At 62.7% G+C, this 25,548-nt stretch carries 23 protein-coding genes; 1 reads left to right on the top strand and 22 read right to left on the bottom strand.

Annotated elements, in window-relative coordinates; translation table 11 throughout:
• Positions 1–9: 9 nt before the first annotated feature.
• From LQE90_RS04790 to LQE90_RS12390, 3 genes are all read right to left on the bottom strand, one after another.
• The gene (locus LQE90_RS04790) at positions 10–1,782 is read right to left on the bottom strand and encodes an ABC transporter ATP-binding protein (RefSeq protein WP_216528878.1); all 1,773 of its coding nucleotides are present in this window, start codon (positions 1,780–1,782) and stop codon (positions 10–12) included.
• The gene (locus LQE90_RS04785; protein WP_114566808.1) at positions 1,766–3,631 is read right to left on the bottom strand and encodes an ABC transporter ATP-binding protein; all 1,866 of its coding nucleotides are present in this window, start codon (positions 3,629–3,631) and stop codon (positions 1,766–1,768) included. Before LQE90_RS04785 ends, LQE90_RS04790 begins: the two co-directional genes overlap by 17 nt.
• 460 nt (positions 3,632–4,091) lie before the next feature.
• The gene (locus tag LQE90_RS12390) at positions 4,092–4,784 is read right to left on the bottom strand and encodes a TetR/AcrR family transcriptional regulator (RefSeq protein WP_305072021.1); all 693 of its coding nucleotides are present in this window, start codon (positions 4,782–4,784) and stop codon (positions 4,092–4,094) included.
• A 206-nt stretch (positions 4,785–4,990) separates the two neighbouring features.
• On the opposite strand from LQE90_RS12390, the gene asnB reads away from it, so the two are divergent.
• Complete coding sequence (gene asnB, locus LQE90_RS04775) at positions 4,991–6,946, top strand: asparagine synthase (glutamine-hydrolyzing) (protein WP_216528879.1); 1,956 nt, start codon at positions 4,991–4,993, stop codon at positions 6,944–6,946.
• A gap of 51 nt (positions 6,947–6,997) precedes the next feature.
• Here asnB and LQE90_RS04770 read toward each other — a convergent pair whose 3' ends face one another.
• The 19 genes from LQE90_RS04770 to LQE90_RS04680 form a co-directional block, all read right to left on the bottom strand.
• Positions 6,998–7,195 carry a hypothetical protein gene (locus LQE90_RS04770; RefSeq protein WP_216528880.1) on the bottom strand — a complete coding sequence of 66 codons (198 nt, stop codon included), beginning with the start codon at positions 7,193–7,195 and terminating at the stop codon, positions 6,998–7,000.
• Positions 7,196–7,233: 38 nt separating this feature from the next.
• Positions 7,234–8,025 (bottom strand): tRNA pseudouridine(38-40) synthase TruA, encoded by a 792-nt coding sequence (gene truA / locus LQE90_RS04765; protein ID WP_231088205.1) that lies wholly within the window; start codon positions 8,023–8,025, stop codon positions 7,234–7,236.
• Between the two features lie 245 nt (positions 8,026–8,270).
• Positions 8,271–11,732: a DNA polymerase III subunit alpha gene (dnaE, locus tag LQE90_RS04760; RefSeq protein WP_114566804.1), complete on the bottom strand. Its 3,462-nt coding sequence runs from the start codon at positions 11,730–11,732 to the stop codon at positions 8,271–8,273.
• Positions 11,733–12,001: 269 nt separating this feature from the next.
• Complete coding sequence (gene atpC / locus LQE90_RS04755) at positions 12,002–12,406, bottom strand: ATP synthase F1 subunit epsilon (RefSeq protein WP_114566803.1); 405 nt, start codon at positions 12,404–12,406, stop codon at positions 12,002–12,004.
• Positions 12,407–13,858, bottom strand: a complete 1,452-nt coding sequence (atpD, locus tag LQE90_RS04750; protein WP_114566802.1) for a F0F1 ATP synthase subunit beta — start codon at positions 13,856–13,858, stop codon at positions 12,407–12,409. It abuts the gene before it with no gap.
• Positions 13,859–14,764 carry an ATP synthase F1 subunit gamma gene (atpG, locus tag LQE90_RS04745; protein WP_114566801.1) on the bottom strand — a complete coding sequence of 302 codons (906 nt, stop codon included), beginning with the start codon at positions 14,762–14,764 and terminating at the stop codon, positions 13,859–13,861.
• Between the two features lie 12 nt (positions 14,765–14,776).
• Complete coding sequence (atpA, locus tag LQE90_RS04740) at positions 14,777–16,351, bottom strand: F0F1 ATP synthase subunit alpha (protein WP_231088204.1); 1,575 nt, start codon at positions 16,349–16,351, stop codon at positions 14,777–14,779.
• Entirely contained in the window at positions 16,345–16,923 is a 579-nt protein-coding gene (gene atpH / locus LQE90_RS04735; RefSeq protein WP_114566799.1) for an ATP synthase F1 subunit delta, read from the bottom strand. Before atpH ends, atpA begins: the two co-directional genes overlap by 7 nt.
• Positions 16,913–17,470 carry a F0F1 ATP synthase subunit B gene (gene atpF, locus LQE90_RS04730; protein ID WP_253288144.1) on the bottom strand — a complete coding sequence of 186 codons (558 nt, stop codon included), beginning with the start codon at positions 17,468–17,470 and terminating at the stop codon, positions 16,913–16,915. The genes atpH and atpF overlap by 11 nt, the downstream gene beginning before the upstream one ends.
• A gap of 116 nt (positions 17,471–17,586) precedes the next feature.
• Positions 17,587–17,805, bottom strand: a complete 219-nt coding sequence (gene atpE / locus LQE90_RS04725; protein WP_114566797.1) for an ATP synthase F0 subunit C — start codon at positions 17,803–17,805, stop codon at positions 17,587–17,589.
• 123 nt (positions 17,806–17,928) lie between these two features.
• The gene (atpB, locus tag LQE90_RS04720; RefSeq protein ID WP_216528882.1) at positions 17,929–18,699 is read right to left on the bottom strand and encodes a F0F1 ATP synthase subunit A; all 771 of its coding nucleotides are present in this window, start codon (positions 18,697–18,699) and stop codon (positions 17,929–17,931) included.
• An 18-nt stretch (positions 18,700–18,717) separates the two neighbouring features.
• Entirely contained in the window at positions 18,718–18,999 is a 282-nt protein-coding gene (locus LQE90_RS04715) for a hypothetical protein (protein WP_114566795.1), read from the bottom strand.
• A gap of 239 nt (positions 19,000–19,238) precedes the next feature.
• A complete protein-coding gene (locus LQE90_RS04710; protein WP_114566794.1) occupies positions 19,239–19,700 on the bottom strand; it encodes a deoxycytidylate deaminase in 462 nt (153 codons plus the stop codon).
• Positions 19,701–19,878: 178 nt separating this feature from the next.
• On the bottom strand, positions 19,879–20,523 hold the full coding sequence (upp, locus tag LQE90_RS04705; RefSeq protein ID WP_114566793.1) for a uracil phosphoribosyltransferase: 645 nt from the start codon (positions 20,521–20,523) through the stop codon (positions 19,879–19,881).
• A gap of 12 nt (positions 20,524–20,535) precedes the next feature.
• A complete protein-coding gene (glyA, locus tag LQE90_RS04700) occupies positions 20,536–21,792 on the bottom strand; it encodes a serine hydroxymethyltransferase (RefSeq protein WP_216528883.1) in 1,257 nt (418 codons plus the stop codon).
• A 68-nt stretch (positions 21,793–21,860) separates the two neighbouring features.
• Positions 21,861–22,301 (bottom strand): ribose 5-phosphate isomerase B, encoded by a 441-nt coding sequence (gene rpiB / locus LQE90_RS04695; RefSeq protein WP_123192387.1) that lies wholly within the window; start codon positions 22,299–22,301, stop codon positions 21,861–21,863.
• Between the two features lie 16 nt (positions 22,302–22,317).
• Positions 22,318–23,814: a glycerol kinase GlpK gene (gene glpK, locus LQE90_RS04690; protein WP_216528884.1), complete on the bottom strand. Its 1,497-nt coding sequence runs from the start codon at positions 23,812–23,814 to the stop codon at positions 22,318–22,320.
• The gene (locus LQE90_RS04685) at positions 23,793–24,776 is read right to left on the bottom strand and encodes an alpha/beta hydrolase (RefSeq protein WP_114566789.1); all 984 of its coding nucleotides are present in this window, start codon (positions 24,774–24,776) and stop codon (positions 23,793–23,795) included. Before LQE90_RS04685 ends, glpK begins: the two co-directional genes overlap by 22 nt.
• 129 nt (positions 24,777–24,905) lie before the next feature.
• Positions 24,906–25,514 carry an L-threonylcarbamoyladenylate synthase gene (locus LQE90_RS04680; protein ID WP_114566788.1) on the bottom strand — a complete coding sequence of 203 codons (609 nt, stop codon included), beginning with the start codon at positions 25,512–25,514 and terminating at the stop codon, positions 24,906–24,908.
• Between the last annotated feature and the right edge of the window lie 34 nt (positions 25,515–25,548).

Below are 25,548 nucleotides of genomic sequence, written 5' to 3'. Positions count from 1 at the left end.
TGCCGTGCGCTACGAGCCCGAAGCAGTCGCAGGCACGCCGCTCGACGCGCCGCCCAGCTTCCAGCCGATCGCCTTCTCGCGCATGCCCACGAAGTCGGCGTAGATGCCCCGCTGGCGAATCAGCTCGTCGTGCGTACCGCGCTGCGCAACACGTCCCCGGTCAAGCACGATGATTTGATCGGCATTGCGAACGGTCTTCAACCGGTGGGCGATCATGATAACGGTCCTGTTGCGCGTGAGCGCTTCCACCGCCCGTTGCAAGTCGCGCTCGTTCTCCGGGTCCACGTTGGCCGTAGCCTCGTCCAAGATGACAATGGGAGCGTCCTTCAAGATGGCGCGCGCAATGGAGATGCGCTGCCGCTCGCCGCCCGACACGGTAGCGCCGCCCTCCCCCAAACGCGTCTCGTACCCCTGGGGCAGCCTCTCGATGAACTCGTGGCAGCATGCTTTCCGAGCAGCCTCCTCGACCTCCGCGCGCGAAGCGTTCGGGCGACCGAACCTGATATTGTTCTCGACGGTATCGTCGAACAGGTACACGCCCTGAAACACCATCGAGAAATTGGCAAGCAGGTCGTCCACCTTCCAATCGCGCACATCGGTGCCGCCAAGCGTGATGCGCCCCTGGTCAACATCCCAGAATCGTGCGATCAACTGGGTGAGCGTGGTCTTGCCCGACCCCGACGGCCCCACGATGGCGCACGTGGTGTTCTGAGGAATGGCCAGGGAGACCCGGTCGATCACCGTACGATCGCCGTACCCGAACGAAACGTCCTGCACCTCGATGTCAAGGTTGCGCGCGCACGAGACGCCCGCGCCTTCGCTCATGGCCGGCGTGGCTATCATGTCGTTCACCTTGTCCATGCAAATGTCGATCTGGCGCAGCAGGCTGGCGAACAAGCCCGAGGCTTCCAGCTTCCCGTACACCATGAACGACGCGACGATGGCCACCAGGCACACGCCTGCATCCATGGTCCCCTGAATCCAGAACCACGCGGATGCCAGGCACATCGCCACGCTTGACGTCTTCGTTACCAGCGCCTGCAAAATGGCGAACCCCATGAAGCGCAGCTCTATCGCCACGTTCATGCGCTCGCATTCGGAGATAGCCGCGTCAAGGCGCCGCTCCGCGTCCCCCGTCAGCGAAAACGCGCGCACCACGCTCATTCCCTGAACGTATTCCAAAACAGCGCCCACGATAGCGCTCTGAGCCGCCACGCGTCGGCCGGACACGTTGCGCGCCGCGCGCTGCATCCAGGCGTTGACCAGCAGAAAAACAGCAATCGTGGCCACGACCACCAGCCCAAGGCGCCAATCGAAGAACACCAGCATCACCGCGACGATCGCCGAGAACACAAATCCCGAAATGACGTTCATGTACACCTGGCCGCCCGCGTTCTGCACGTCGTCGAGCGTGTTGGTCATGGTCGACGCGATGTCGCCCAGGCTGTTCTCGTTGAAGTAGCCCATGGGAAGGTAGCGCATGCGATCGCCGATCTGCGTACGCTTCTCGCCCGTCATGGAGAAGTTCCCCTTGCAGAAATTCCTGCTCTTGAAATGCATCGTGACGAAGCATCCGACGATGCTCCCCAGCATGATGAGCAGCGACGTCCACAGCGTGGACTCCGTCACGGCTCCGTCCGCCAACGCGAGCAGCACCACGGCAAGCGCCATCATCTGCCATGCTTCGAAGAACGAGTTGAGCACCGACCACACCATTCCGCGCTTCAGGTAGGCAACGTAGCTGCCCCCGAAGGCGAAGTACTTCTTAAACGTTGACAACATGCTGATCTCCCTTGTCCGACTCGGCAAGCGTTGCGTCTTTGGCGTCGATATGCGCGTTGTACATGCCGGCGTACAGCGCACATGATTCCATGAGCTGGGCATGCGTTCCCTCGGCCTCGATGCGCCCATCGTTTACCACCACGATTTTGTCGGCGTCGACGATAGTCGAAAGCCGGTGCGCCACAACAACGAGAGTCTTGCCCGCCACAAGCTGGCCTACCGCTTGCTCGATGACGGCTTCGTTTTCGGGATCTGTATACGCCGTCGCTTCATCGAGAATGACCACCGGCGCATCCTTGAGCATCGCACGCGCAATGGCGATGCGCTGGCGTTCGCCGCCCGACAAGTGACCGCCCGCACCGCCGACCACGGTTTCGTAGCCGTTCTCAAGGCCTTCGATGAACTCGTGGCATCCGCTCGCTTTCGCCACGGCCACCACGTCCGCATCGGTCGCGCCCGGCCGTCCCCTGCGAATGTTGTTCATGACCGTATCGTCGAACAGGTAGCTGTCCTGCTCGACAAACGAAACGCACCCGCTCAACTGGGAAGCCGTCATGTCGTTGATCCGCGCGCCGCCTATTGCAACCCGTCCTTCGCCCGCATCCCAAAAGCCCGCAATCAGGCGCGCGAGCGTCGACTTCCCCGAACCCGACGGCCCAACGAGCGCCGTCACCTGCGCCGGTTCGATAACCAGGCTCGCTCCGCGTATCACCTCTTCGCGACCGTAGGAGAACCGCACGTCGTCAAGCTCGATACGGGAGCCCTCCACACGTGCGGGCGTGTCGCGACGACGCTGTTCGGGCTGGTAGACAACCGAGGAAATCTGTTCGACCACGGTGCCGATTTGCGCAAGCGTATCGATGAAGTTCATGGCCGCGTACAAAGGCGGGAAAATGGACAGCGACAGCACCGCCAGCACGACGAACGTCGCCGGATCGAGCGTGCCCTGCATAACGAACAGGCAACCCACCGGCAGAACCGTCACCAGCGTGGCCGGCCAAATGGAAAGGCCCAGGTCTTGGAATACCTGCACGTGGCTCATCCAATCGATGAACGAGCGAGAGTAGCGGTCCACCGCCTGGGAGAACTTCTCGTACGAGCTGGCCGATTGCCCGAAAGCCTTGATCACCTCGATGCCGTTAACGTACTCGACCGATGCCGAGTTCATATCCTCCCCCGCCTTGACCGTTTTGTTGTACCACACGGCATAATCCTTCATCATGCCCAGGTATCCCACAAGCCCGACCGGCAGCGTAATCAGCGCCACAAGCGCCATGCGCCAATCGAGCACGAACATGAACACGACCACCGCCAACGGAACAAGCAGGTTCGACGTCATCTCCGGGACAAGATGGGCAAGCGTGGGCTCTATGCTGTCGGTTTTCTCCACCATGATGTTCTTGAGCTTGCCCGAAGGAGTGTCCAACACGTAGCCCAACGGCACGCGCGTCAGCTTATCGGCTATCCGACGACGAATCATCGAGATGGTAGAGAACGCCGAAACGTGCGACACCGTGGTCGAGGCGTAGTGGAACACGATATGCAGCGCATAGCCCGCGGCGGCCACGCCGCACCAGCCAAGGTAGAAGCCGAACTCGCGCACGCCGCCCAGCACGCCCACGATCATCTGGCCGGCAGCGTAGTACGGCACGATGCTACCGGCCACGCCCACTACCGCCAACACCACCGATAGCGCAAAGCGCGCTCGATTCACGCCGCCAGCCCAGTCAAGCAGCAGGGAAATCGGGTTCGACCCCTGCAGGCCGCCCTTGCGCTCGCTCGACGCCTTCGAGGCATGATGCTCGGTCGAAACCGCACCGCCCGCTGCGGCCTCGTTCCCAACGTCCATACACAGCCCCTTTCCTAAAAGTTATCTATGGTTTACTTTCAGGAGTATAACACTGTTATATGGCAACGCTACTAGAATTTGAGCCTCTTCGTTCCGTCCGATCTTCGACCCTCGCTCGTTTTGCGGGCGCCCCGGCCAGCATGCACGCCGCAGCAGAAAGCCCGCCGTCCATCCCCGCTTCCTTTCGCGCGCAGCGCACTTGTGAAGAAACGGTGAATCCCTCGCCTATTGAAAGCCGCCGCTCGACTTTTCCTAAAAGTTAGCCTAAACTAACAAATGTCAAATGAAGGTGATGCCTTTCCTGATTCCCGAAAAAGCATCGACGCTCCCTTTGACGACTTCTCCTCTTTGCTTTACCGAGCGATGGTGGTTTTCTCTCGTCTGGCCAGCCATCGCAGCGAAGCCCGCAAGGTCCCCCCTCTTGCGGGCTTTCGTCTTTTCTGGATCTGGAGCCAACCCTCTACCCAAGTTCGCGCGTCGCAATGAGCTCGACGTAGCCCGCGTGGAAAAACCGCTCGAGCGACGCGATGAAGGCATGCGCTTCGTCGCGCTTCATGCCGCCGACAAGCGGTTCGAAATAGCCCCGGAAGAACATGCTTGCCAGAATGCGCGCCGTAGCAGGCTCGATGTCCGCGATGGTCTTCCCACGTGCGCGCATCATGCGAACGTAGCGATGGGTGCTCTCCCGCTCAAGCTCGACGAACCTGTCAAGATATCCCTCCCATGCCGTACCCGCCGCTTTTGTCAGAATCAGCACGAACTCATCTTGATGATCGTACACGTAGTCCAGCATGTCATGGATCAGGACCTGCTCGAACCCCTGCATGCCTTGAAGGGTCTGGCGGTCTTCGGGCAAGGTGTAAAACTGCTCCTGCATGGTTGCGTAGCGCCGATACAGCTCGTTTCCCGCAGGTCCAACCAGCGCGTCGAACAACGCCTCTTTGCTGGAAAAGTGCCCGTAGATGGCGCCCGTGGTCACGCTCGCCGCAGCAGCGATCGAGCGAAGCGACGCCTCGGCGAACCCTTTGTCCAAAAACTCCCTCACCGCGCAGTTCAGAATACGCGCGCGAGCAGGCGGTGCGGCATGCTCCGTCGCCTTCGCCGTTGCCCGTCCATCCATCGTCACCATCGGCAGCCCGTCCCATCTTTTCACGTGGCCACCATGATAGCGCATCCGAACCGAACGCACCCGACCGGAGCCGGCTGCCGTCCACGGCGCTCCCAAGCCAGCGCCTGCTTGCCGGGCGCGCCCGAACACCGCGGCAAATCTGCGGTTTTGGCGTGATGGACGCCTGGCGCTTGGGACAACGCCGGCTTTCCTCTATCATGGTCGGGTACCGAAACGAAGGAGCATTCACTATGTGCGGAATCTGCGGGTTCACCGGGGCGAACGAGGCTGACGCGCCCATCCTGAAAGCCATGTGCAACGTCATGGCGCATCGCGGTCCCGACGGCGAGGGCCAGTACCTCGACCAGGGCATCGCGCTCGGGCATCGGCGCTTGTCCCTCATCGACCTTGCGGGGGGCAACCAGCCCATGGTGCGCGCCACCGCCGAGCATGACGCCGCCGTCACGTCCCCCGCCCTTGCAAGCGACGGATCCCCCATCGCCGGGCCCGAAGCCGCCGCGGCGAAGGGCGACTTCGCCATCGTGTTCAACGGCGAGATCTACAACTACCGCGACCTGCGCGCCGAGCTGGAATCCGAAGGCTGGACGTTCAAGACGAACTCCGACACCGAGGTGCTGCTCACCGGCTACCTCGCCTGGGGCGAAAGCGTACTCGACCGCCTGCGCGGCATGTTCGCGTTCGCCATTTGGAACCGCACGACGCGCGAGCTGTTCTGCGCGCGCGATTTCTTCGGCATCAAGCCGCTTTACTACACCGTACAAGAAGGCCGGTTCGTCTTCGCGTCCGAGATCAAATGTATCCTCGAGCATCCCGCTTACCAGCGCGAGCTCAACGAGGAGGCGCTTGAGCAGTACCTGTGCTTCCAGTTCTCGGCTCTGGACGAGACGTTCTTCAAGGGAATCTTCAAGCTTCCGCCCGCGCACTGCATGACCGTGCGCGCGGACGGCTCCATCGCCATGCGCCGCTACTGGCGGCCCACCTACGAATTCGACGAGAACCGCAGCCGCCAGGACACCGTGGACGCCATCGACGCCGCCATGCGCGAGTCGGTGCGCTACCACAACGTGGCGGACGTGGAGGTGGGATCGTTCCTGTCCTCCGGCATCGATTCCAGCTACATGGCCGCGTGCCTGGCCAAGGAAAACCCGGACATCAAAACGTTCACCGTGGGCTTCGCCGAATACGAGGGCGAGCGCGACGAGATCACCTGGGCTCGCGAGCTGGCCGACGAGCTCAAGATCGAGAACAACTCGAAGCACATCTCCGAGGAGGAGTACTGGGCAAGCCTTCCGCGCGTGCAATGGCACATGGACGAGCCTTCGGCCGATCCGAGCGCCGTGGCGCTCTACTTCGTCGATCAAGAGGCCGCTAAAAAGGTGAAGGCCGTGCTGTCGGGCGAAGGAGCCGACGAGTTCTTCGGCGGGTACCGCATCTACCAGACCCCGTTCGCCAACGCGAAGCTGTCCTGGGCGCCGAAGGGCCTGCTGCGCGGCGCGTCGAAAGCTGCACGGGCGCTGGGCGTCCGCGGCGCGAACTACCTGGAGCGCGCAAGCGAGACCGTCGAGGACTGGTACTACACCAACGCGAACGGTGTGGCCTTCAGCCCCGAGGAGCGCGAGCGCCTTCTGCGCCGGCCCGTGCAAGCGTGCTCGCCGCAGAAGCTGACCGCCCCGGTGTACGCCGAGGTCGAAAACCTTGACGAGACTACGCGTATGCAATACGTTGACCTGCACTTTTGGCTGGTAGGCGACATCTTGCTGAAAACGGACAAGATGTCGATGGCGCATTCGCTGGAAAGCCGCGTGCCCTTCCTGGACACGCAGGTGTTCGACGTATCGCGCACCATTCCCACGCGCCTGAAAGCAAACGGCGAGCAAACGAAGCTCACGCTGCGCGAAGCGTCCGAGCGCGCCATCCCGAAGGACTGGGCGCAGAAGGAGAAGCTGGGCTTTCCCGTGCCCGTGGTGAACTGGCTGCGCCAGGAGCGCTACTACAACCAGATCAAGGAATGGTTCACCGGCGAGCTTGCAAGCACGTTCTTCAACACCGACGAACTGGTGAAGCTGCTCGACGAGCACAAGGCCGGAGCCGACCGCTCCCGCAAGATCTGGATCGTCTACATGTTCCTCATGTGGTACAAGATCTACTTCGTGGATCGGAGCATCCCGGACAAGCCCGCCGCCTAGCGAGTCGAAAAAACGTAAGACCCGCCGAGCACAGCCGGCGGGCCTTACGTTTTACACCAGCTTGGACGCATCGACGGCCACCAGATGGCCGTGCTCGTCCTCGAACACGCACAGGCCGCCATCGCGGCTTTCGTACAGACGGCGAAACCGCGCGAACGCATCGTGCCGCGCAGCGGGATCGACCGCCCGGTGCGCCTTTCCCTCGTCGGCAGCGCGCGCCGCGGGCGAGGGCTTCTTGTTCTCGAACATGCTGCACCGCCTTGCGACTGAAAGGTTCCCGTACTTCCTTAGTAGATAACGCGCCAGAACACGAGGCCCTGAGCAGGGGCGTTCTCCCCCGCCGCACGCCGATCGCACGCCGCTAGAACCTCGCCCACCCAATCGGCATCGCGCTGGCCGCGCCCCACGGTTACCAGCGTGCCCACGATCGTGCGCACCATGGAATGGAGGAACGCGTTTCCCACCACCTTGATGGTGATGATGTTCTCGCCCATGAACGTTTCGGGGTGAAACGAGATTTCGCGAACATTGCGATGCGTCGGCTTGTCCACCGCGGAAGCCGTCATGCAGAAGCTCTTGAAGTCGTGCTCCCCCAGCAAATGACGAGCGCCCGCCTCCATGGCGGACATGTCCAACCCGCCGGGCACGAACCACGAGAAATCCTTCATGAAGATGGGGGCCGTGCTGTCCACGCACAGATGGTAATGGTACTCGCGCGCTCGCGCGTCGAAGCGAGCCGAGAACCCGGGCTTTTTGGGCTCTACCTCGCGCACGGTGATGCCGTCGTGCGTAAGCGCGTTCAGCGACCGGCGCAGCGAGAAGAGCGACCGCCCGTTCAAATCCTCGTCGCTCACGTCGAAGCTCACCACCTGGCCCAGCGCGTGCACGCCCGAGTCGGTGCGCCCCGCACAGGTGGTTTCCACGTCGCGCCTGAACAGCAGGCACAACGCCTCCTCCAGATTGCCCTGCACCGTCAGTTTGCCCGGCTGGCGGGCAAACCCGCAAAACGGAGCGCCGTTGTACGACAGCGTCAGCGCCAGCGTATGGTCGAGCTGGGGCTTCACGAACGCACCGGGCACACCGCAGGTCTCTGAAGAACAAGATTGTTGGAAAGAAGTAGTCGTATTCATAGCACCCATCATAAACGAAGGCGGCCGCGCGACCAAGCGCAACCGCCCTCCCTTGCCAAATCGTCAATCACCGCCGCGCAGTCGGCCCACAGGGCACGCTGCACGTCAAGCGAGTTCCGCACGAGCCGGACGGCCAGCGGGCTGTCCGTGCGAACCCAAGGCCGCCGAGCGACTGGGCAACGCGCTCTGCGGCCTTACGACGCCCTCCACACCTGCGCGCCGAACAGCTCTTGCAGCTCCGACTTCATAATGGGGCTGTTCGAGTCCACGGTTATGGGCAGTTCGGCGCGGAACTTGTGCCCGTCGTTTTGCTGAACGAACAGCACCACGCCGTCGCGACCGGGATACGACTTCAAAATGCGGTTCAACCGCAAGGACTTCGACTGGTCGAAGTCGGCCATCGGCACGCGCAGTTCCAGGTGCGAGGGACGCGCGTCGTCCTCGCTCAGCTCCAGCGCCTCCACCTCGAACGCCATGATCTGGTTGCCGCGGTCGCTGTGCTCGAACTTGCCTTTTACCTTGACGATAGCGTCTTCCTGAATCGCCTCGGCGTTCTCGTCGTACTTGAAGCAGATGCACTCCACATGGCCCGTCGTATCCTCCAACGAGAACGTGGCCATCTTCGTTCCGCGCTTCGTCAGCTTCGTCACCACGGACGAGATCATGCCGATGAACACGGCCGACTTGATCTCCTTCGTGCGCTCGGCCAGATCGCCCAGCTGGAACTTCGTCATGCGGGCGATGTAGTTCTCGTACGGACGCAGCGGATGGTCCGAGACGTAGATCTTCATGATCTCCTTCTCGAACGTCAACAGCTGGCGCTTCGGCCACTCCACTCCGTCCGGAGCGGGAACCTCTTCCTCGAAGCCCGAGTCGGGGTCGTCGCCGAACAGGTCGAACATCGACACCTGCCCGCGCTCGCGGTCCTTCTGACGCTTCGACGCGCTTTCCAGAAGCGGCGTCTCGTCCACGAAGTACATGAGCTGCTTGCGCGTGTAGCCCGTCGAATCGAACGCCCCGCCCTTGATGAGCGCTTCGAGCGTCTTTCGGTTGTAGCACTTCGCGTCCAAACGGTTCACGAAGTCGTGCAGCGACGTGTACGGGCCGTTCGCCTCGCGCTCGGCGATGATCTCGTCGGCAACGTTGCGCCCCACGCCGCGCACGCCGACCAGGCCGAAGCGAATGCCCTCTTCAACCGGCGTGAACTCGGCGTTCGACGAGTTGATGTCGGGAGGCAGCACCGGCGTGCCGTTGTGGTTGCAGCTGGAGATATAGCGAATCAAGCGATCGGTGTTGCCCATGTAGCTGGACAGAACGGCCGCCATGAAGTCGTTCGGATAGTGCGCCTTCAAATACGCGGTACGCATAACCAAGATAGCGTATGCGGCCGAGTGCGACTTATTGAACGCGTACTTAGCGAACTTCTCGGCGTCTTCCCAGATCTGCTTGGCGATCTCAAGCGAGTAGCCGTTCTCCACCGCGCCGTTGTTCCAGTCTTCCTGCAACCCGCGCATGACGTCGAGCTTCTTCTTGCCCATTGCCTTGCGCAGCTTGTCGGCTTTACCGGCGGAAAAGCCGCTCATGGCCATGGAGATCTGCATGATCTGCTCTTGGTAGACCATGGTGCCGTACGTTTCCTCCAAGATGGGGCGCAAACGCTCGTCGTAGTAGTGAATCTGCGTCTTGCCGCTTGCCACCTTCACGTAGTCGTCCACCATGCCGGATTCCAACGGGCCCGGACGGTTGAGCGCGATCGAGGCGACGATGTCCGAGAAGCGCTTCGGTGGGAGCCGCGCGAACAAGCCCACGTACAGCGCGCCCTCCACCTGGAACAAGCCGTCCATGTTGCCCGACTGCATGAGCACGAACGCGCGCTCGTCGTCGATGGGAATCTCCTCGGGGATCACCTTGGTGCCAAAGCGCGCCTCGATGTTGCGGCACGCGCGCGACAGCACGCCCAGGGTGCGCAGGCCCAAGAAGTCCATCTTCAGCAAGCCCAGGTCAGGCGTGTAATGACCGTCGTACTGCGTGATGATGCCGCCGCCCTTGGTATCGCGCTTCATGGGCACGTGCTCGCTCATGGGGTCGCGGCAGATGATGGTGGCGCACGCGTGCACGCCCTCGCCGCGCACGTGGCCTTCGATGGACTTGGCCGCGTCGATAACGGCCTTCACGTCCTCTTCGGTCTCGTACGCCTTCTTGAGGTCGGGGTTCGTCTCGAGCGCCTTGTCGATGGTGATGCCCAGCTCGTCGCCGATCATCTTCGTGATCTTGTCGCCCGTGCTGTACGGGTAGTCCAGCACGCGCGCGGCGTCGCGCACGGCGTTTTTCGCCTGCAGCTTGCCGAAGGTGATAACGCCGGCTACGTGATCCTCGCCGTACACTTCCTTGATGTGCTCGATGACCTCTTGGCGACGTTCATCCTCGAAGTCGACGTCGATATCGGGCATCTCCACGCGTTCGGGCGAAAGGAATCGCTCGAACAGCAGGCCGTTGGAAAGCGGGTCCAAGTCGGTGATGCCCATGGCGTACGCCACGATGGCACCTGCGGCCGATCCACGGCCCGGGCCAACGCCGATGCCCTGGCTGCGAGCCCACTCGATGTACTCCTGCACGATCAGGAAGTACGCCGGGAATCCCTGCTGGATGATGATGCCCATCTCGTAGTCGGCGCGCTCTTGCGCCTCCTGCGGCACCGGATCCCCGTAGCGCTTGATCAGGCCTTCCTGGACGCGCGTGCGAAACCAGCTGTCCTCGGTTTCCCCTTCGGGCAGCGGGAAGCGCGGCAGAACCGAATCGCGTTCGAGCACCACGTCGCACTTGGCCGCCAGCTCCACCGTGTTGTCGCACGCCTCGGGGAAGTCCTTGAGCGCTTCGCGCATTTCCTCTTCGGTCTTCATGTAGAACTGATCGTTCTCGAAGCGCATGCGGTTCGCGTCGTTCATGGCGCTGCCCGTGCCGATGCACAGCATGATGTCCTGCGCGCGTGCGTCCTCGCGCGTCAAGTAGTGGAAGTCGTTCGTGGCGATGGTCTTGAGGCCCGCAGCCTGAGCCAGCTTCGTCAGCTGATGGTTGAGCTGCGTCTGCGTAAGGCCGGCGTCGGTCATGATGCCCTGGTTCTGCAGCTCGATGTAGAAGTCGCCCGGATCGAAGCAGCTGGCCAGCTTGTGCGCCCACTCCAGCGCCTCGTCGAACTGGTTGTTGTCGAGCAGCTTGGGGATGATGCCCGCGATACAGGCGGACGAGCCGATGATGCCCTTGCCGTACTTCTGCAACATGCTGAAGGTCGTGCGCGGCTTGTAGTAGAAGTTGTCGACGTGCGACTCGCTGACCAGACGAAGCAGGTTGTGGTAGCCCTCGTTGGTCTTGGACAGCAGCAGCAGGTGGTAGAGCTTCGGCTTGACGTCTTTGCGCAGCTCTTCGTCGGTTGTGAAGTACACCTCGCAGCCGTAGATGGGCTTGACGCGGATGCCCGTTTCCTTCTCGACCGCGTCGCACGCGTCGCACAGCTCGGGCACGCCGGACATCACGCCGTGGTCGGAGATCGCCACGGCAGGCATGCCCAGCTCAGCTGCGCGTTTGACCATGTCCTTCACATGCGTCGCGCCGTCAAGCAGCGAGTATTCGGTGTGGTTGTGCAAGTGGACGAATGCCATAGCTTATGCCTCAAATCAGATAGGGATGCGCTGGATTTATTGGTAGCCATGATACCAGCATTGCGCGAAAAGATGTTCGAACAAACCATGGATTTTCGCAAGGGGCAAGCCGAAGAGCGCCCTCGCATCGCACGGGCACGGCCCGCCCCGCATGCAAAAGCCCCCGACCCTAACGGATCGGGGGCTTGCGTCTTGCTTCGATGGCGGCTTTCAGCCGTTGCGTTGCCAAGCGACCTCAAGCCGCACGTCGCAGGTTCGCCTTGAGCGACCTAGCTGACAGCTTTCAGCTGCACGTCGCACCACGCCTTGTCGGCATGAAGCGTCGTTTTGGCGGCATCCCCCTCGGCCAAGCCCGCAAGCTCGGCCTCGATGGCTGCCAGCTGCTCGCGCACCTGCGCGGCATCGATCTCGGCAACAGGAAGCGCACGGTCAGCCAAGACGATAACCTTATCGTCCGTAACCTCCACGTAGCCGCCCTGCAGCGCGTAGTGCCTAACCTCTTTGTCAGAGGCTCCCGTCACGCGCGCCACGCCGTCGGCGAGCACCGACACGAGCGGCGCATGTCCGCGCAGAAAGCCCATCTCGCCTTCGACGCCGGGCACGACGACGAACTCGGCCTCTTCAGAGACCAGCTTCGCCACCGGCGTCACGATGTCGCACATGAATCCAGCCATTTACGCGTCCTTCTTCATCGCTTCGTACGCAGCGTACACGTCCTCGATGGAGCCCTTCATGCGGAAGCACTGCTCGGGGATCTCGTCGCACTCGCCGTCGAGAATGGCGGCGAAGGAGCGGATGGTGTCCTCAAGCTTGACGTACTTGCCCGGCAGGCCCGTGAACTGCTCGGCCACGTGGAAGCACTGACCGAAGAACTGCTGCGCCTTACGAGCGCGGTTCACGATCTTCTTCTGGTCCTCGGACAGCTCGTCCATACCAAGGATGGCGATGATGTCCTGCAGGTCCTTGTAGTTCTGCAGCAGCTCCTGGATGCCGACGGCTACGCGGTAGTGCTCGTCGCCGACGATCTGCGGGTCGAGCGCGCGGGAGGTGGACTCCAGCGGGTCGACAGCCGGGTAGATGCCCAGCTCGGAGATCGAACGGGACAGAACCGTCTTGGCATCGAGGTGCGTGAACGTCGTGGCCGGCGCGGGGTCGGTCAAGTCGTCAGCGGGCACGTACACGGCCTGCACCGACGTGATGGAGCCGGTGGACGTGGACGTGATGCGCTCCTGCAGGTCGCCCATCTCGGTAGCCAGCGTGGGCTGGTAACCAACGGCGGACGGCATGCGGCCCAGAAGTGCGGACACTTCGGAACCGGCCTGCGTAAAGCGGAAGATGTTGTCCACGAACAGCAGAACGTCCTGGCCCTGGTCGCGGAAGTACTCGGCCTCGGTCAGGCCGGCCAGACCGACGCGCAGACGCGCTCCCGGGGGCTCGTTCATCTGACCGTACACCAGGCAGGTCTTGTTGATAACGCCCGAGTCGCTCATCTCGAGGTACAGGTCGGTACCCTCGCGAGTACGCTCGCCTACGCCCGTGAAGACCGACGTGCCGCCGTGCTCCTGGGCCAGGTTGTTGATGAGCTCCTGGATGATAACGGTCTTGCCGACGCCAGCGCCGCCGAACAGACCCGTCTTGCCGCCCTTGACGAAGGGCTCGACCAGGTCGATGGCCTTGATGCCGGTCTCGAAGATCTCGGTCGTCGTGGAAAGCTCGTCGTAGTCCGGAGCCGGACGGTGAATCGGCATGTAGCCGGACACCTCGGGCATCGGCTTCTCGTCGACGGGCTCGCCCATGACGTTCCAAATGCGACCAAGCGTTTCGGGGCCGACGGGCATCATGATCGGATGGCCCGTATCGGTCACCTCGACGCCGCGGACAAGACCGTCCGTCGAGCTCATAGCCACCGAACGGACAAGGTTGCCCGGCAGGTGGGTTTCGACCTCGAGGACGAGATGGATCTCGCCCGCCGGGGTCTTCGCATCAACCGTCAGCGCGTTGTAAATCGCCGGCAGCTGATCGGGAGGAAATTCGACGTCAACAACAGGGCCGACGATACGCACGATGCGTCCGGTAGCGCCTTTGCTGGCTTCGATCTCCTCCTTAGTAAACATGTGTTCAGCCATTTAATCCTCCAAAGCCGCTGCGCCACCGACGATTTCCGAAATCTCGGTCGTGATAGCGCCCTGGCGTACGCGGTTATACAGTCTGGTCAACGTTTCGACCATTTCGGTAGCGTTTTCCGTCGCCGACATCATGGCGTTGCGACGCGCGCCCTGCTCGGCAGCAGCCGAGTCGATAAGCGCATGGTAGAGCGTCGTGCGCACGTAAGCCGGCAGAAGCTGGTCGAGAACGGCCTCGGCGCTCGGCTCGAAGATCACGTCGCCCTCGGGCTTCGCTTCACTGTCGGCCGCTACGCCGTCGTCAGCCAGTTCGGCCTTGAGCTTCTCCGTGTCGACGGGCAGCACGAGCTCCTGGCGAAGCTGCTGCTCGGCAGCGTTCTTCGCGTGGTTGTACACGACGATAACCTCGTCGATGTCACCGTTCACGTAGCCGTCGATGGCGAAAGTGGCAACCGAAGCAGCCTCTTCCACCGTAGGATCGGCGGACAGATCCGCGAACGAAAGCACCGGCTGCACCTTGCGGTAGGTGTAGTACCCGACGGCCTTCTTGCCGCAGGCGACGACCTCGACGGTCGCGCCCGCCGCCTGCTTGTCCTTCATGAGGCGATCGACGTGCCGCAGCACATTGCTGTTGAAGCCGCCGGCCAGACCGCGGTCGGACACGACGACCACTACGAGCACGTTCTTGACCTCGTCGTGCTTGCGCAGCAGCGCGTTTTCAGAGCCACCTACACGCTTGGCAACGTTGGCCAACATTTCGACCATGGAGTCAGCGTAAGGCGTGGAAGCCGCGACGCGCTCTCCGGCGCGACGGATCTTCGCAGCCGCCACCATCTCCATGGTGCGCGTGATCTGCTTCGTCGAGGAGACGGAGCTGATACGCCGTTCTATGTCGTGAAGGTTGGGCATAGTCTACCTGCCTTAGGAAGCCGTGGGTGCGAACTGCAGCTTGAAAGCCTCGATCGCAGCGTTCAGGTCGGTTTCGATGGCATCGGTGAACTTCTGCTCCTTCTCGAGAGCCGCGACGATCTCCGCCTTGGAGGCGTGGATGTAGTCGAGCAGCTCGCCGCGGAAGCGGACGACGTCGCACACCGGGATGTCGTCAAGGTAGCCGCGCGCACCCGAGTAGATGGCGATGGCCTGGTCCATGACGGGCATCGGCACGTAACGACCCTGCTTCAAGAGCTCGGTCATGTGAGCACCGCGGTTCAGCTGGTCCAGCGTGGCCTTGTCCAGGTCGCTGCCGAACTGCGTGAACGCCTGAAGCTCGCGATAGGCGGCCAGGTCGAGACGCAGCGTACCGGCAACCTGCTTCATAGCCTTGACCTGCGCGGAACCACCAACGCGCGACACGGAAATGCCGACGTTGACAGCGGGGCGCTGGCCCTGGAAGAACAGGTCGGTGGACAGGAAGATCTGACCGTCGGTGATGGAGATGACGTTGGTCGGGATGTAGGCGGACACGTCGCCAGCCTGCGTCTCGATCACGGGCAGAGCCGTGAGGGAGCCCGCGCCGTACTCGTCGGACATCTTGACCGCGCGCTCGAGCAAGCGAGAGTGCAGGTAGAAGATGTCGCCCGGGTACGCCTCGCGTCCCGGCGGGCGGCGCAGCGTCAGCGACATCTGACGATAAGCCACAGCCTGCTTGGACAGGTCGTCGTAGATGCACAGCACGTGACGGCCCGGGTTGTCGGCGGAAGCCGGCTTGCCGTCCTCGCCGTTGTACATGAAGTACTCGCCGATGGCGGCACCCGCCATGGGGGCGATGTACTGCAGCGGAGCGGAGTCGGAAGCCGAGGCGTTCACGATGATCGTGTACTCCATGGCGCCGTGGCGCTCCAGCGTCTCCACCAGGCCGGCGACCGTGGACGCCTTCTGGCCGATAGCGACGTAGATGCAGATCATGTCCTTGCCCTTTTGGTTGATGATGGCATCAACCGCAATGGACGTCTTGCCGGTCTGGCGGTCGCCGATGATCAGCTCGCGCTGGCCGCGGCCAACGGGGATCATCGAGTCGATAGCCAGGATACCGGTCTGCATCGGCTCCTCAACGGGCTGGCGCTGAATAACGCCGGGGGCCTTGAACTCGACCGGGCGCATGCCGTCGGCCTTGATGGGGCCCTTGCCGTCGATAGGCATGCCGAGCGGGTTCACCACGCGGCCGAGCATACCCTTGCCCGACGGGATCTCCACGATACGACCGGTGGTCTTGACCTGGTCGTTTTCCTTGATTGCGGTGACGTCACCAAGCAGCACGGCGCCGACTTCGTCCTCTTCGAGGTTCTGAGCCATACCGTACACGGTCTGGCCGTTGGAACCCACGAATTCGAGGAGCTCGCCCGCCATGGCGTCTTTCAGGCCGTCGACGCGCGCGATGCCGTCGCCCACCTGGATGACGGTACCCACCTCGCGAGATTCGACGCTCGTGTTCAACGCATCAAGCTGCTTGCGCAGTGCATCGTCAATAGACTGTGCGGTGATTTCAGTCACTAGCATTCACCTCCATCTGTTGATAGTTTGAGCACGTTGCGAGCGCTTTCCAACTGCGACTTGACGCTGGCGTCGATTCGCTTGCCGTTTGCACTCATCAATATGCCGCCGAGCAGAGACGGGTCGATGTGCTCTCGCAGCACCACGTTCGTCCCCAGGTCGGCTTGCGTTTTCTTTACAATGACCTCGCGCAGATGATCGTCCAGTTCGACGACGGTCGTGACGTCGACGACGGAGACGTTCAACTTGCGTTCGAGCGCCTCTCCATAGCTAACCCATACGCGCGACAGCAACGCGAAGTCCCCGCGCTCTGCCATAACGGCCAGAACATCGACGAGGACGGGATTCGCCTGCGCAAACACCCTGCGCGCAAGCTCATTCCTCTGCTCGGGCGTATAGGAGCTGTCCTCCAAGGCATCGGAGAGATCCATGTTCGAACGCACGATACGAACAATGCGCTCAGCTTGGTCGCGAACTTCCAGGACGGCGTCTTGGCCGCCTGCAACGTACGCGCCCTCCAAGAGGACCGACGCATACGTCGCGACCTTTTCCCTTTGAACATGGCGGTTAGTTGGCATTGAAACTGCCCGCCTCGTTCACGTAGCGCTCGATGATCTTACGATGCTCGTCGTCGCCCAGATCCTCGCCGATCAGGCGGGACGCAACGGCAACGGACAGATCGGCGACCGAACCCTGAAGCTCGGAGATAGCGGCCTTCTTGTCAGCCTCGATGGCGGCATGCGCCTTCTCGATCATGACGGTGGCCTCGGACTGCGCCTTGGCGGTGATGTCCGCCTTCACAGCCTCGCCGGTCTTCTTCGCGTCGGCAACGATCTGAGCAGCCTGGCTCTTCGCATCTTCCAGCTGGGACTTGTACTCTTCCAGCACGCGTTCGCTCTCGATGCGCGCCTGCTCAGACTTCTCAAGGGACTCCTTGATGGTCTGCTCGCGCTTCTCGAGCATGTCGTTGAACTTCGGCCAGCCGAACTTGGCAAGCACGAACCACAGCACCAGGAAGGCGATGAGCATCGGGACGAATTCCACCATGTTCGGCAGAATCGCGCTGATACCCGCAGCGCTCTCCCCTTCGCTGGCGAACGCGAGCGCAGGGAAAGCAAACGTCATGCTGCCCGCGGCGAGCACGGCAGAACCCGAAAGGGCCGTTGCTTTTTTCGCTCTAACTTTCACTACGTAACCTCCTTTGAGCCCGTATCCGGCTATTGGTTCCGAATAAGGCCTGGTTACATGATGAAGGCGACAACAAGGCCGATGAGGGCAAGAGCCTCGGCGAGAGCTGCACCGATGATGAAGTTCGTAAACATACGACCCTGCAGTTCGGGCTGGCGAGCGGTCGCAACGCAGCAGCCGTAGCAGGCGATGCCGATACCGATGCCAGGGCCGATGGCGCCAAGGCCGTAGCCGACGACTTTAAGAGCCGAGAGTACGAGAGCGATTTCCACTTGGTTCCTCCTTTTACACGGTTTCGAGACCTCCCCGAAACCTCCTGCTTTATTCCCTAGCCGGCCATCCGGGCCGACCAAGTAACCGAATGAGAACGCCGCGCGAACGGGCGGCTTGCGGGCCTAGTGCTCGCTCGTTGCCAGGCTGATGTACACAGCCGACAGCGTGGTGAACACGTACGCCTGCAGAAACGCAACCAGAACCTCGAGCGCGTACATGGCGATGAGCAGCGCCATCCAGCCGACCGGTGGCAAGAAGAACAGGAAGTCGCCCTGCAAGCCGGCGCTGATGAACACGCTCGTAGCCAGCGCGAAAATACCCAGAACCATGTGACCGGCGAACATGTTGCCGTAGAGTCGCACAGCCAGCGTGAGCACGCGCAGCACGAGGGAGATGAACTCGAAGAACCAGATGACCGGGACCATGACCTTCGGCAGACCGGACGGCGCGATGGACTTGATGTAGCCCCAGCCGCCATGAGCCTTGATGCCCCAGTAGTTGAAGTACACGAACGAAATGGCGGCCAGCGCCCACGTGATGCTGATCGATCCGGTAGCGGCCTTCGATCCCGGGATAAGGCCCACGAAGTTGCAGACCAAGATGAAGAAGAACATCGTAGCCAGGAACGGCAGGTGCTTCTTGTAGCCATGACCGATAGCGCCCTCGCCCATATCCTTCTTCACGAACTCGTAGCCGTACTCGACCATGTTGGCGAACTTGCTCTTGGGAACCAGCGTGAGACGCCTTCCCACCGTCAGCACCACCACCAGGGTGATGATGAAGCACAGGATCATGTACAGGGTGTACTGCGTCACTCCCCCGAACACGAACGTCGAGTCGAACGAGTGCTGAAGGTGGACAGCATCCTGCGCAAGGATTTCAAGTGGATTCACGTAACTAACCTTTCCGTTCTACTTCCGGACCAACTTCACCACACCGAAGCCGATAGCTGCGACGCTCAGCGCCAGCACCTCGGCCAAAGCAAACGAAAGCACAAGCTCGCGAGCGAATACGATGCAGGCCATGACGGTGGCGAACAAGATGAGGAACGAAGCGAATACACTGAGCAGCAGAATGCCCATGTGCCCCAAATTACTGGTTTTGGTGACCCGCTTTGTCATACGAAGTCCGAAGATCAAAGGCAAAAAGCCCGCGATTCCCGACAACGCCCCCAGAACAATCGCTCCTACCATAACCCGCTTTCCCACTCACGCGCACGCTTGCGCATCCTACCAATTAAAACCGCTATGCATGATAACGGAATTTCCTGCTCCTCTTACGATAAGGTAACAGAAACCTACAATTTTTTGGTGGGCGGAAGCATAAACCGGCTAAAAAAATGCATAAATCAAGCGTCAGCGGTAGGCGAAACTGAATATTCTTCAGACGCAGATGAGGAGGATCCCCGACAGCTCAAGCCGCCGGGGATCTTTTAGCCTTCGAAAATGCGAAGCTGCATGCCCGCCTCTTCGAGCATGGACATGGCCAGCTCGTCGGGATACGGATTCTGGTACACGATCTCTTCGATGCCCGCGTTGATGAGCATTTTCGCGCACACCACGCACGGCTGCGTGGTGATGTAGATGGATGCGCCCGTGATGTTGATGCCGTAGCGAGCAGCCTGGATGATGGCGTTCTGCTCGGCATGCAGGCCGCGGCAGATCTCGTGGCGCTGCCCGCTGGGAACGCCGAGCTGCTGGCGCAGGCATCCGGTTTCCGCGCAATGGCGCATGCCGGTGGGGACCCCGTTGTATCCCGTGGCCAGGATGCGGCGATCCTTCACGATGACGGCCCCCACCCCGCGACGCAGGCACGTGGTGCGGGTTGCCACCTCGTTGGCAAGCTTCATGAAGTACTCGTCCCAGCTGGGACGATGATCGAGCGGCTCGGTCATGGTTTTCATCCTTCCTGGTCCAGCAAAGTCAGCGAGAAGCGTCGAGGTGTCCGAGATCGCCCCGTTTTGCGGCCGAGCGTGCTTTTGCACGTGAGGGTAAGCGAAAAAGGGGCGAGGTCGGGCGCATCGGCGCTTCGCAGCGTCGAGCAGTTCCGCCGTCCGGCAGGACGGCGGAACGTTACTTGGTGCCGAAGATGCGGTCGCCCGCGTCTCCAAGACCCGGAACGATGTACGCCGCCTCGTTGAGCTCGGCGTCGACGGCGCACGTGAACACATGCACGTCGTCGTCGGCTGCAAGCAGACACTCGATGCCGACCGGCGCGGCCACGATGACCATGACCTTGATGGTGCCGGTCACGCCGATGGAGCGCAGGTACTCCACCGCCGCCGCGGCCGACCCGCCCGTGGCCAGCATGGGATCGACCACGATGACGTTGCGCTCGGCGATATCCTCCGGCAGCTTCGCGTAATACGCCACCGGCTTGTGGGTCTCCTCGTTGCGGTACATGCCCAAATGCCCCACGCGGGCAGCGGGAACCAGGTCGAGCACGCCGTCGACCATGCCAAGGCCGGCGCGCAGGATGGGAACGATCGCAAGCTTCTTGCCGCTGATAGCATGGCAGGTGGCCGTGCAGATGGGCGTTTCCACCTCCACCTCCGAAAGCGGGAGGTCGCGCGTAGCTTCGTACCCCTCGAACAGGGCCAGCTCCTTGACCAGTTCGCGGAACTGCTTGGACGACGTTTCCTTGTCGCGCAGGATGGACAGCTTATGCTGCACCATCGGATGGTCCACGATGGTGACGCGTTCGTATTCTTTCGCCATGAATCAATGCTCCTAGTAGGTAAGTTCCGGGTACAGCGGATGGGCGGCCAGCATGGCCTCCACCTTCGTGCGAATGTCGACGAGCTTGCCCTCGTCGCCCGCGTTGAACACGGTTGCGGCGATAAGCTGGCCCACCTGATAGAAATCGTCGGCGGTGAAGCCGCGCGTGGTGGCCGCAGCGCTGCCCACGCGGATGCCGCTCGTGACGAAGGGGCTGCGCGGCTCGTTGGGGATGGAGTTCTTGTTCACCGTCAAGCCAACGCCTTCGAGCAGCTTCTCGGCGTCCTTGCCCGTGACGTCGGCCGCGGTCAGATCGACCAGGCACAGATGGTTGTCGGTGCCGCCGGACACCAGGCGCAAGCCGCCGTCCATCATGCCCTGGCCGAGCACGCGCGCGTTCTCCACCACCTGGTCGATGTACGCGGCGAACGAAGGGGCCAGCGCCTCGCCGAAGGCCACGGCCTTGCCGGCGATCACGTGCATGAGCGGGCCGCCCTGCGCACCGGGGAACACGGCGCTGTTGATCTTTTTGTACAGCTCCTCGTCGTTGGTCAGGATGAAGCCGCCACGCGGGCCGCGCAGCGTCTTATGGCTGGTGGAGGTCACGATGTCGGCATGAGGCACGGGGCTGGGATGCGCGCCCGTGGCAACCAGGCCGGCGATGTGGGCCATGTCCACCATGAAGTACGCCCCCACCTCGTGGGCGATGGCGGCCATGCGCTCGAAATCGATGACGCGCGGATAGGCGCTCGCGCCGCCGACGATCACCTGGGGACGGCATTCCTTGGCCTTGGCCTCAAGGGCGTCGTAGTCAATGGTCTCGGTTTCGGAATCGACGCCGTACGCTTCCACGTGGTACAGGCGACCCGAGAAGTTCACCGGGCTGCCGTGCGTAAGGTGGCCGCCCTGGTCCAAGCTCATGCCCAGGATGGTGTCGCCCGGCTTGATGATGGAGAAGTATGCGGCAAGGTTCGCGTTCGCGCCGGAATGGGGCTGGACGTTGGCGAACCGGCAGCCGAACAACTCGCAGGCGCGGTCGCGCGCCAGGTCCTCGACGATGTCGACCTTCTCGCAGCCGCCGTAGTAGCGCTTGCGCGGGTAGCCTTCGGCGTACTTGTTCGTGAGCACGCTGCCCACGGCCTCCATAACGGCAGGAGACGTGAAGTTCTCCGACGCGATGAGCTCCACGGAATCGCGTTCGCGGGCAAGCTCTTGACGGAGCGCGTCCGCAACGACGGGATCGGTTTGGGATACGTAGGAAAGAGCCATGGTATTCCTTTCGCTGGGCTGTTTCGGGGCTATGCTAGCACAACGGGCGTGCGTAAGATCCAGCCAAGCTAGCCGATCTCGAGAGCGGCGATCTTTTCCACGCGACCCGCATGGCGCCCGCCGCCGAACGCGGTGGACAGGAACGCGTCGAGGATCGCCTGGTTGACGCCCGGCTCGACGAAGCGACCGGACAGCGTGATGACGTTCGCATCGTTGTGCTCGCGGCACAGCGCGGCGAACTCGGGGGACACGATGTTGGCGGCTCGGACGCCCGCCACCTTGTTCGCGGCGACGGCCATGCCGATGCCGGTTCCGCATACGAGCACGCCGCGCTCGGCCAAGCCGTCGACGACGTCATGCGCGACGAGCGCCGCGTAATCGGGATAGTCGACGCGGTCGTCGGTGTCGGGGCCGCGGTCGATGACGTCATGGCCCTGCGAGGCCAGGTAGTCCACGAGCTGCTGCTTCTGCTCGAATCCCGCGTGATCGCTTGCGATGCTGATCTTCATGTAGTAAGCCCTTTCGTTAATTCATCATCGTGCGGCGGACGGCCTTGGCCCAGCCCTCCAGCAAAACCGCATGGCGCGCATCCTCGATGCACGGCTCGTAGCGCTTGTCGGACGCGCGCAAGCCGCGCAGCTCTTCAGTTCCGCTCCAGAATCCGACGGCCAAGCCGGCCAGGTAAGCCGCGCCCAACGCCGTCGTCTCCGCATTCTGCGGTCGACGCAGCGGCGTGCGCAACACATCGGACTGGAATTGCATGAGAAAATCGTTCGCAGAGGCCCCGCCGTCCACGTTGAGCACGGAAAGGGGCACGCCCGCGTCGGCCTCCATGGCCACCGCAAGATCGTGCACCTGATAGGCCAGGGATTCGAGCGCGGCACGCACGAAATGGGCCCGCGTGGTTCCGCGCGTAAGCCCGTACACCGCCCCGCGCGCATCGGCGTCCCAGTACGGAGCGCCCAGCCCGGTGAAGGCGGGCACGATGTAGACGCCGCCCGTGTTGTCGACGCTGCGCGCCAAAGCCGCGGTCTCCCCCACGTTCTCGATCAGCCCCAGCTCGTCGCGCAGCCACTGCATGAGCGCGCCCGCCATGAACACGCTGCCTTCGAGCGCGTACTCGGGGCCCGGCGCTCCGGGCGCGGACGCTGCAACCGTGGTGATCAGGTTGTGCGAGGACGCGCACGCTTCGCCGCCCGTGTGCATGAGCAGAAAGCACCCGGTGCCGTACGTGTTCTTCGCCTGGCCGGGCTCGAAGCAGCACTGGCCGAAGAGCGCCGCCTGCTGGTCGCCCGCTACGCCGCAGATGGGGATGCCCGGAGCAATGCCGGCGTTGGCCGTGCGGCCGAAGTCGCCCGAAGAGGGACGAACCTCGGGAAGCATCGAGGCCGGCACGTCGAACAGGTCGAGCAGCCAGGGATCCCAGCGCATCTCGTGGATGTCGAAGAGCATGGTGCGGCTGGCGTTCGTCACGTCGGTGGCGTGAACCCGCCCCTGCGTCAGCACCCAGATAAGCCAGCTGTCCACCGTGCCGAAAGCAAGCTTGCCGGCCCGGGCGTCCTCGCGGGCGCCGGGCACGTTGTCCAAGATCCATTTCACCTTGCTTGCAGAGAAGTACGCATCGGGAACCAGGCCGGTCTTGCGCGTGATCTCGCGCGCAACCTCGGCGTCGGCGCACAGCTCGTCGATGATGGGGGCCGTGCGGCGGCATTGCCACACGATGGCGTTGAACACCGGCTCTCCCGTTTCGCGATTCCACACCACCGTGGTTTCTCGCTGGTTCGTGATCCCGATGCAGGCGATGTCGCCTGGACCCAAGTTGTTCGACACGAGCAGTTCGGTGAACGCCCCCAGCTGCGACGACAGAATATCCCGCGGATCGTGTTCCACCCAACCGGGCTGCGGGTACAACTGGGGAAACGAGTTCTGCACCGCATCGACGACGGCGCCCTGCCCGTCGATGAGCATAGCGCGCGACGAGGTGGTTCCTTGATCGAGCGCTACGACGTAGGTTGATCGCATGCGTGCTCCTCCATCCAATCGGCTACTTCGGCATAAACCTGCGCCCGACCGGGCTCGTTCAGTATCTCGTGGCGCATGCCCTCGTACAACGTCGCCGTCACGTCCTCGACGCCCGCGCGGCGCAGCAGGTCGGCGGCCGCCTGCACGCCCTTGCCGCACGCGCCCACCGGGTCTTGCGCGCCAGCGACGAACAGCACGGGCAGATCTTTCGGAACCTTCGACGCGCAGGCCATGGTGACCACCTCGCCCGTGAGGTCGGTGAGCGTGGCGTAGGCGCCGACCGAGAACATGGCGCCGCACAGCTCGTCCGCCAGGAAGGCGTCGACGACGGCGGGATCGGTGGACAGCCAGTCGTAAGGCGTGCGGGGGTTGCGGATCTTCTTGGCGAAGCCGCCCGCCCCCATGCCGTCGAGAAACGCGCTGCGGTACTGCGGCCCCTTCGACCGCGCGATCAGCCGGGCCAAGGCGTTGCCAGCTTTCGAGAGAAGGTACGGCTGCTGGCCGGTGCCGCACAGCACGGCGGCCGCCACGCCTTCGCCATGGCGCGCCAGGTAGGCGCGGGCGATGAAGCTGCCCATGGAATGCCCGAACAGGATGTAGGGCGTTTGACGGGAGTAGCGCGCGGTGACGGTTTTGCGCAGCTCGTGCACGTCCTCGATCAGGATTTCCTTGCCGTCGACGGGCATGTGCCCCAGGCTTTCCGCATCGGGAGCGCTTTTGCCGTGCCCGATGTGGTCGGCGGCGCACACCACGTAGCCGCGGCTTACCAGGTAGCGCGCGAACTCGTCGTAGCGCTCCACGTGCTCGGCCATGCCGTGCACGATCTGCACGATGCCGCGCGGAGAGGAGACGACGCGCGCGCTTCCCCTTGTTTCGGAAGCTTTCCAGACCAGGCCCTTGATGGTGGACGTTTCGTCGTTCGAAAGAAAGCCCACGGGCGTGACGGTCGTTTCGATTCCCATGCTGTATCCCCTCCCCAGGAGTTTCCTCCATTATACCCATCCTGCAACAAGAAGGGTGAAGACCGGGTTTCGCGCGGGCGGAAACGAGGATCGAAGCGCACGGGGCGCAAGGTTGCAGACATGCCCGGATTAAAGAAGGCTCCGAACGTCCTTGGCGGTGACGGCTCCTTCGCGCACCACGACGGGCAGATCGCGCGTGCAGTCGAGGACGGTCGAGGCAAGGCCGCTTTTGTCGGCGTCGCTCTCGTCCGCCACGATCACGCGCACACGCGCGGCCAAGGCAGGGTCGATGGCCTCATACGAGCACGGCGACGCGCAACCCGACAGATTCGCGGACGTAGTGGCAAGAGGGCATCCGACCTGAGCGATGAGCTCGAGCGCAACCGAGTTGTCGGGCATGCGCAAGCCGATGGTCCCCTCGGCGGATCGGAACGCTTCGGGGACGCACTCGGCCGCCTTCACGATCAGGGTGAGCGGGCCCGGCCAGTACATTCGCGCGAGCGTACGGGCTAGATCGGGAACGCCTTCGCCGTACCGGTCGAGATCGTCCGCACCGCCGACCAGCCATGCGATGGGCTTGCCGCGGTCGCGCTCCTTCAAACGATAGAGCACCTCCGGCGTGCGCGCCGCATCAACGGCAACGCCCAGCCCGTACACCGTGTCCGTGGGAAAGACGATCGCGTCTGCGCGCCGCAACGCTGCAACCGCATCGTCGAAAGAGCCAGTTCCTCGAGCCATGGAAACACTTCCTTGCTGTTCAGGGTGAAGCCGC

Origin of the sequence: Paraeggerthella hominis (assembly GCF_021044775.1) — a bacterium.
GTDB classification, from domain to species: domain Bacteria; phylum Actinomycetota; class Coriobacteriia; order Coriobacteriales; family Eggerthellaceae; genus Paraeggerthella; species Paraeggerthella hominis.
This window is presented reverse-complemented; position numbering and strand designations above follow the sequence as displayed.

What these genes read in the sequence shown, in the direction of transcription:
- atpA (WP_231088204.1), bottom strand. Translation starts at nt 16,351, where the DNA reads ATGCTAGTGACTGAAATCACCGCACAGTCTATTGACGATGCACTGCGC.
- rpiB (WP_123192387.1), bottom strand. Translation starts at nt 22,301, where the DNA reads ATGAAGATCAGCATCGCAAGCGATCACGCGGGATTCGAGCAGAAGCAG.
- atpC (WP_114566803.1), bottom strand. Translation starts at nt 12,406, where the DNA reads ATGGCTGGATTCATGTGCGACATCGTGACGCCGGTGGCGAAGCTGGTC.
- glyA (WP_216528883.1), bottom strand. Translation starts at nt 21,792, where the DNA reads ATGGCTCTTTCCTACGTATCCCAAACCGATCCCGTCGTTGCGGACGCG.
- LQE90_RS04715 (WP_114566795.1), bottom strand. Translation starts at nt 18,999, where the DNA reads ATGGTAGGAGCGATTGTTCTGGGGGCGTTGTCGGGAATCGCGGGCTTT.
- glpK (WP_216528884.1), bottom strand. Translation starts at nt 23,814, where the DNA reads ATGCGATCAACCTACGTCGTAGCGCTCGATCAAGGAACCACCTCGTCG.
- LQE90_RS04680 (WP_114566788.1), bottom strand. Translation starts at nt 25,514, where the DNA reads ATGGCTCGAGGAACTGGCTCTTTCGACGATGCGGTTGCAGCGTTGCGG.
- atpD (WP_114566802.1), bottom strand. Translation starts at nt 13,858, where the DNA reads ATGGCTGAACACATGTTTACTAAGGAGGAGATCGAAGCCAGCAAAGGC.
- atpH (WP_114566799.1), bottom strand. Translation starts at nt 16,923, where the DNA reads ATGCCAACTAACCGCCATGTTCAAAGGGAAAAGGTCGCGACGTATGCG.
- upp (WP_114566793.1), bottom strand. Translation starts at nt 20,523, where the DNA reads ATGGCGAAAGAATACGAACGCGTCACCATCGTGGACCATCCGATGGTG.
- LQE90_RS04790 (WP_216528878.1), bottom strand. Translation starts at nt 1,782, where the DNA reads ATGTTGTCAACGTTTAAGAAGTACTTCGCCTTCGGGGGCAGCTACGTT.
- LQE90_RS04785 (WP_114566808.1), bottom strand. Translation starts at nt 3,631, where the DNA reads ATGGACGTTGGGAACGAGGCCGCAGCGGGCGGTGCGGTTTCGACCGAG.
- LQE90_RS04685 (WP_114566789.1), bottom strand. Translation starts at nt 24,776, where the DNA reads ATGGGAATCGAAACGACCGTCACGCCCGTGGGCTTTCTTTCGAACGAC.
- LQE90_RS04710 (WP_114566794.1), bottom strand. Translation starts at nt 19,700, where the DNA reads ATGACCGAGCCGCTCGATCATCGTCCCAGCTGGGACGAGTACTTCATG.
- atpF (WP_253288144.1), bottom strand. Translation starts at nt 17,470, where the DNA reads ATGACGTTTGCTTTCCCTGCGCTCGCGTTCGCCAGCGAAGGGGAGAGC.
- atpG (WP_114566801.1), bottom strand. Translation starts at nt 14,764, where the DNA reads ATGCCCAACCTTCACGACATAGAACGGCGTATCAGCTCCGTCTCCTCG.
- dnaE (WP_114566804.1), bottom strand. Translation starts at nt 11,732, where the DNA reads ATGGCATTCGTCCACTTGCACAACCACACCGAATACTCGCTGCTTGAC.
- asnB (WP_216528879.1), top strand. Translation starts at nt 4,991, where the DNA reads ATGTGCGGAATCTGCGGGTTCACCGGGGCGAACGAGGCTGACGCGCCC.
- LQE90_RS04770 (WP_216528880.1), bottom strand. Translation starts at nt 7,195, where the DNA reads ATGTTCGAGAACAAGAAGCCCTCGCCCGCGGCGCGCGCTGCCGACGAG.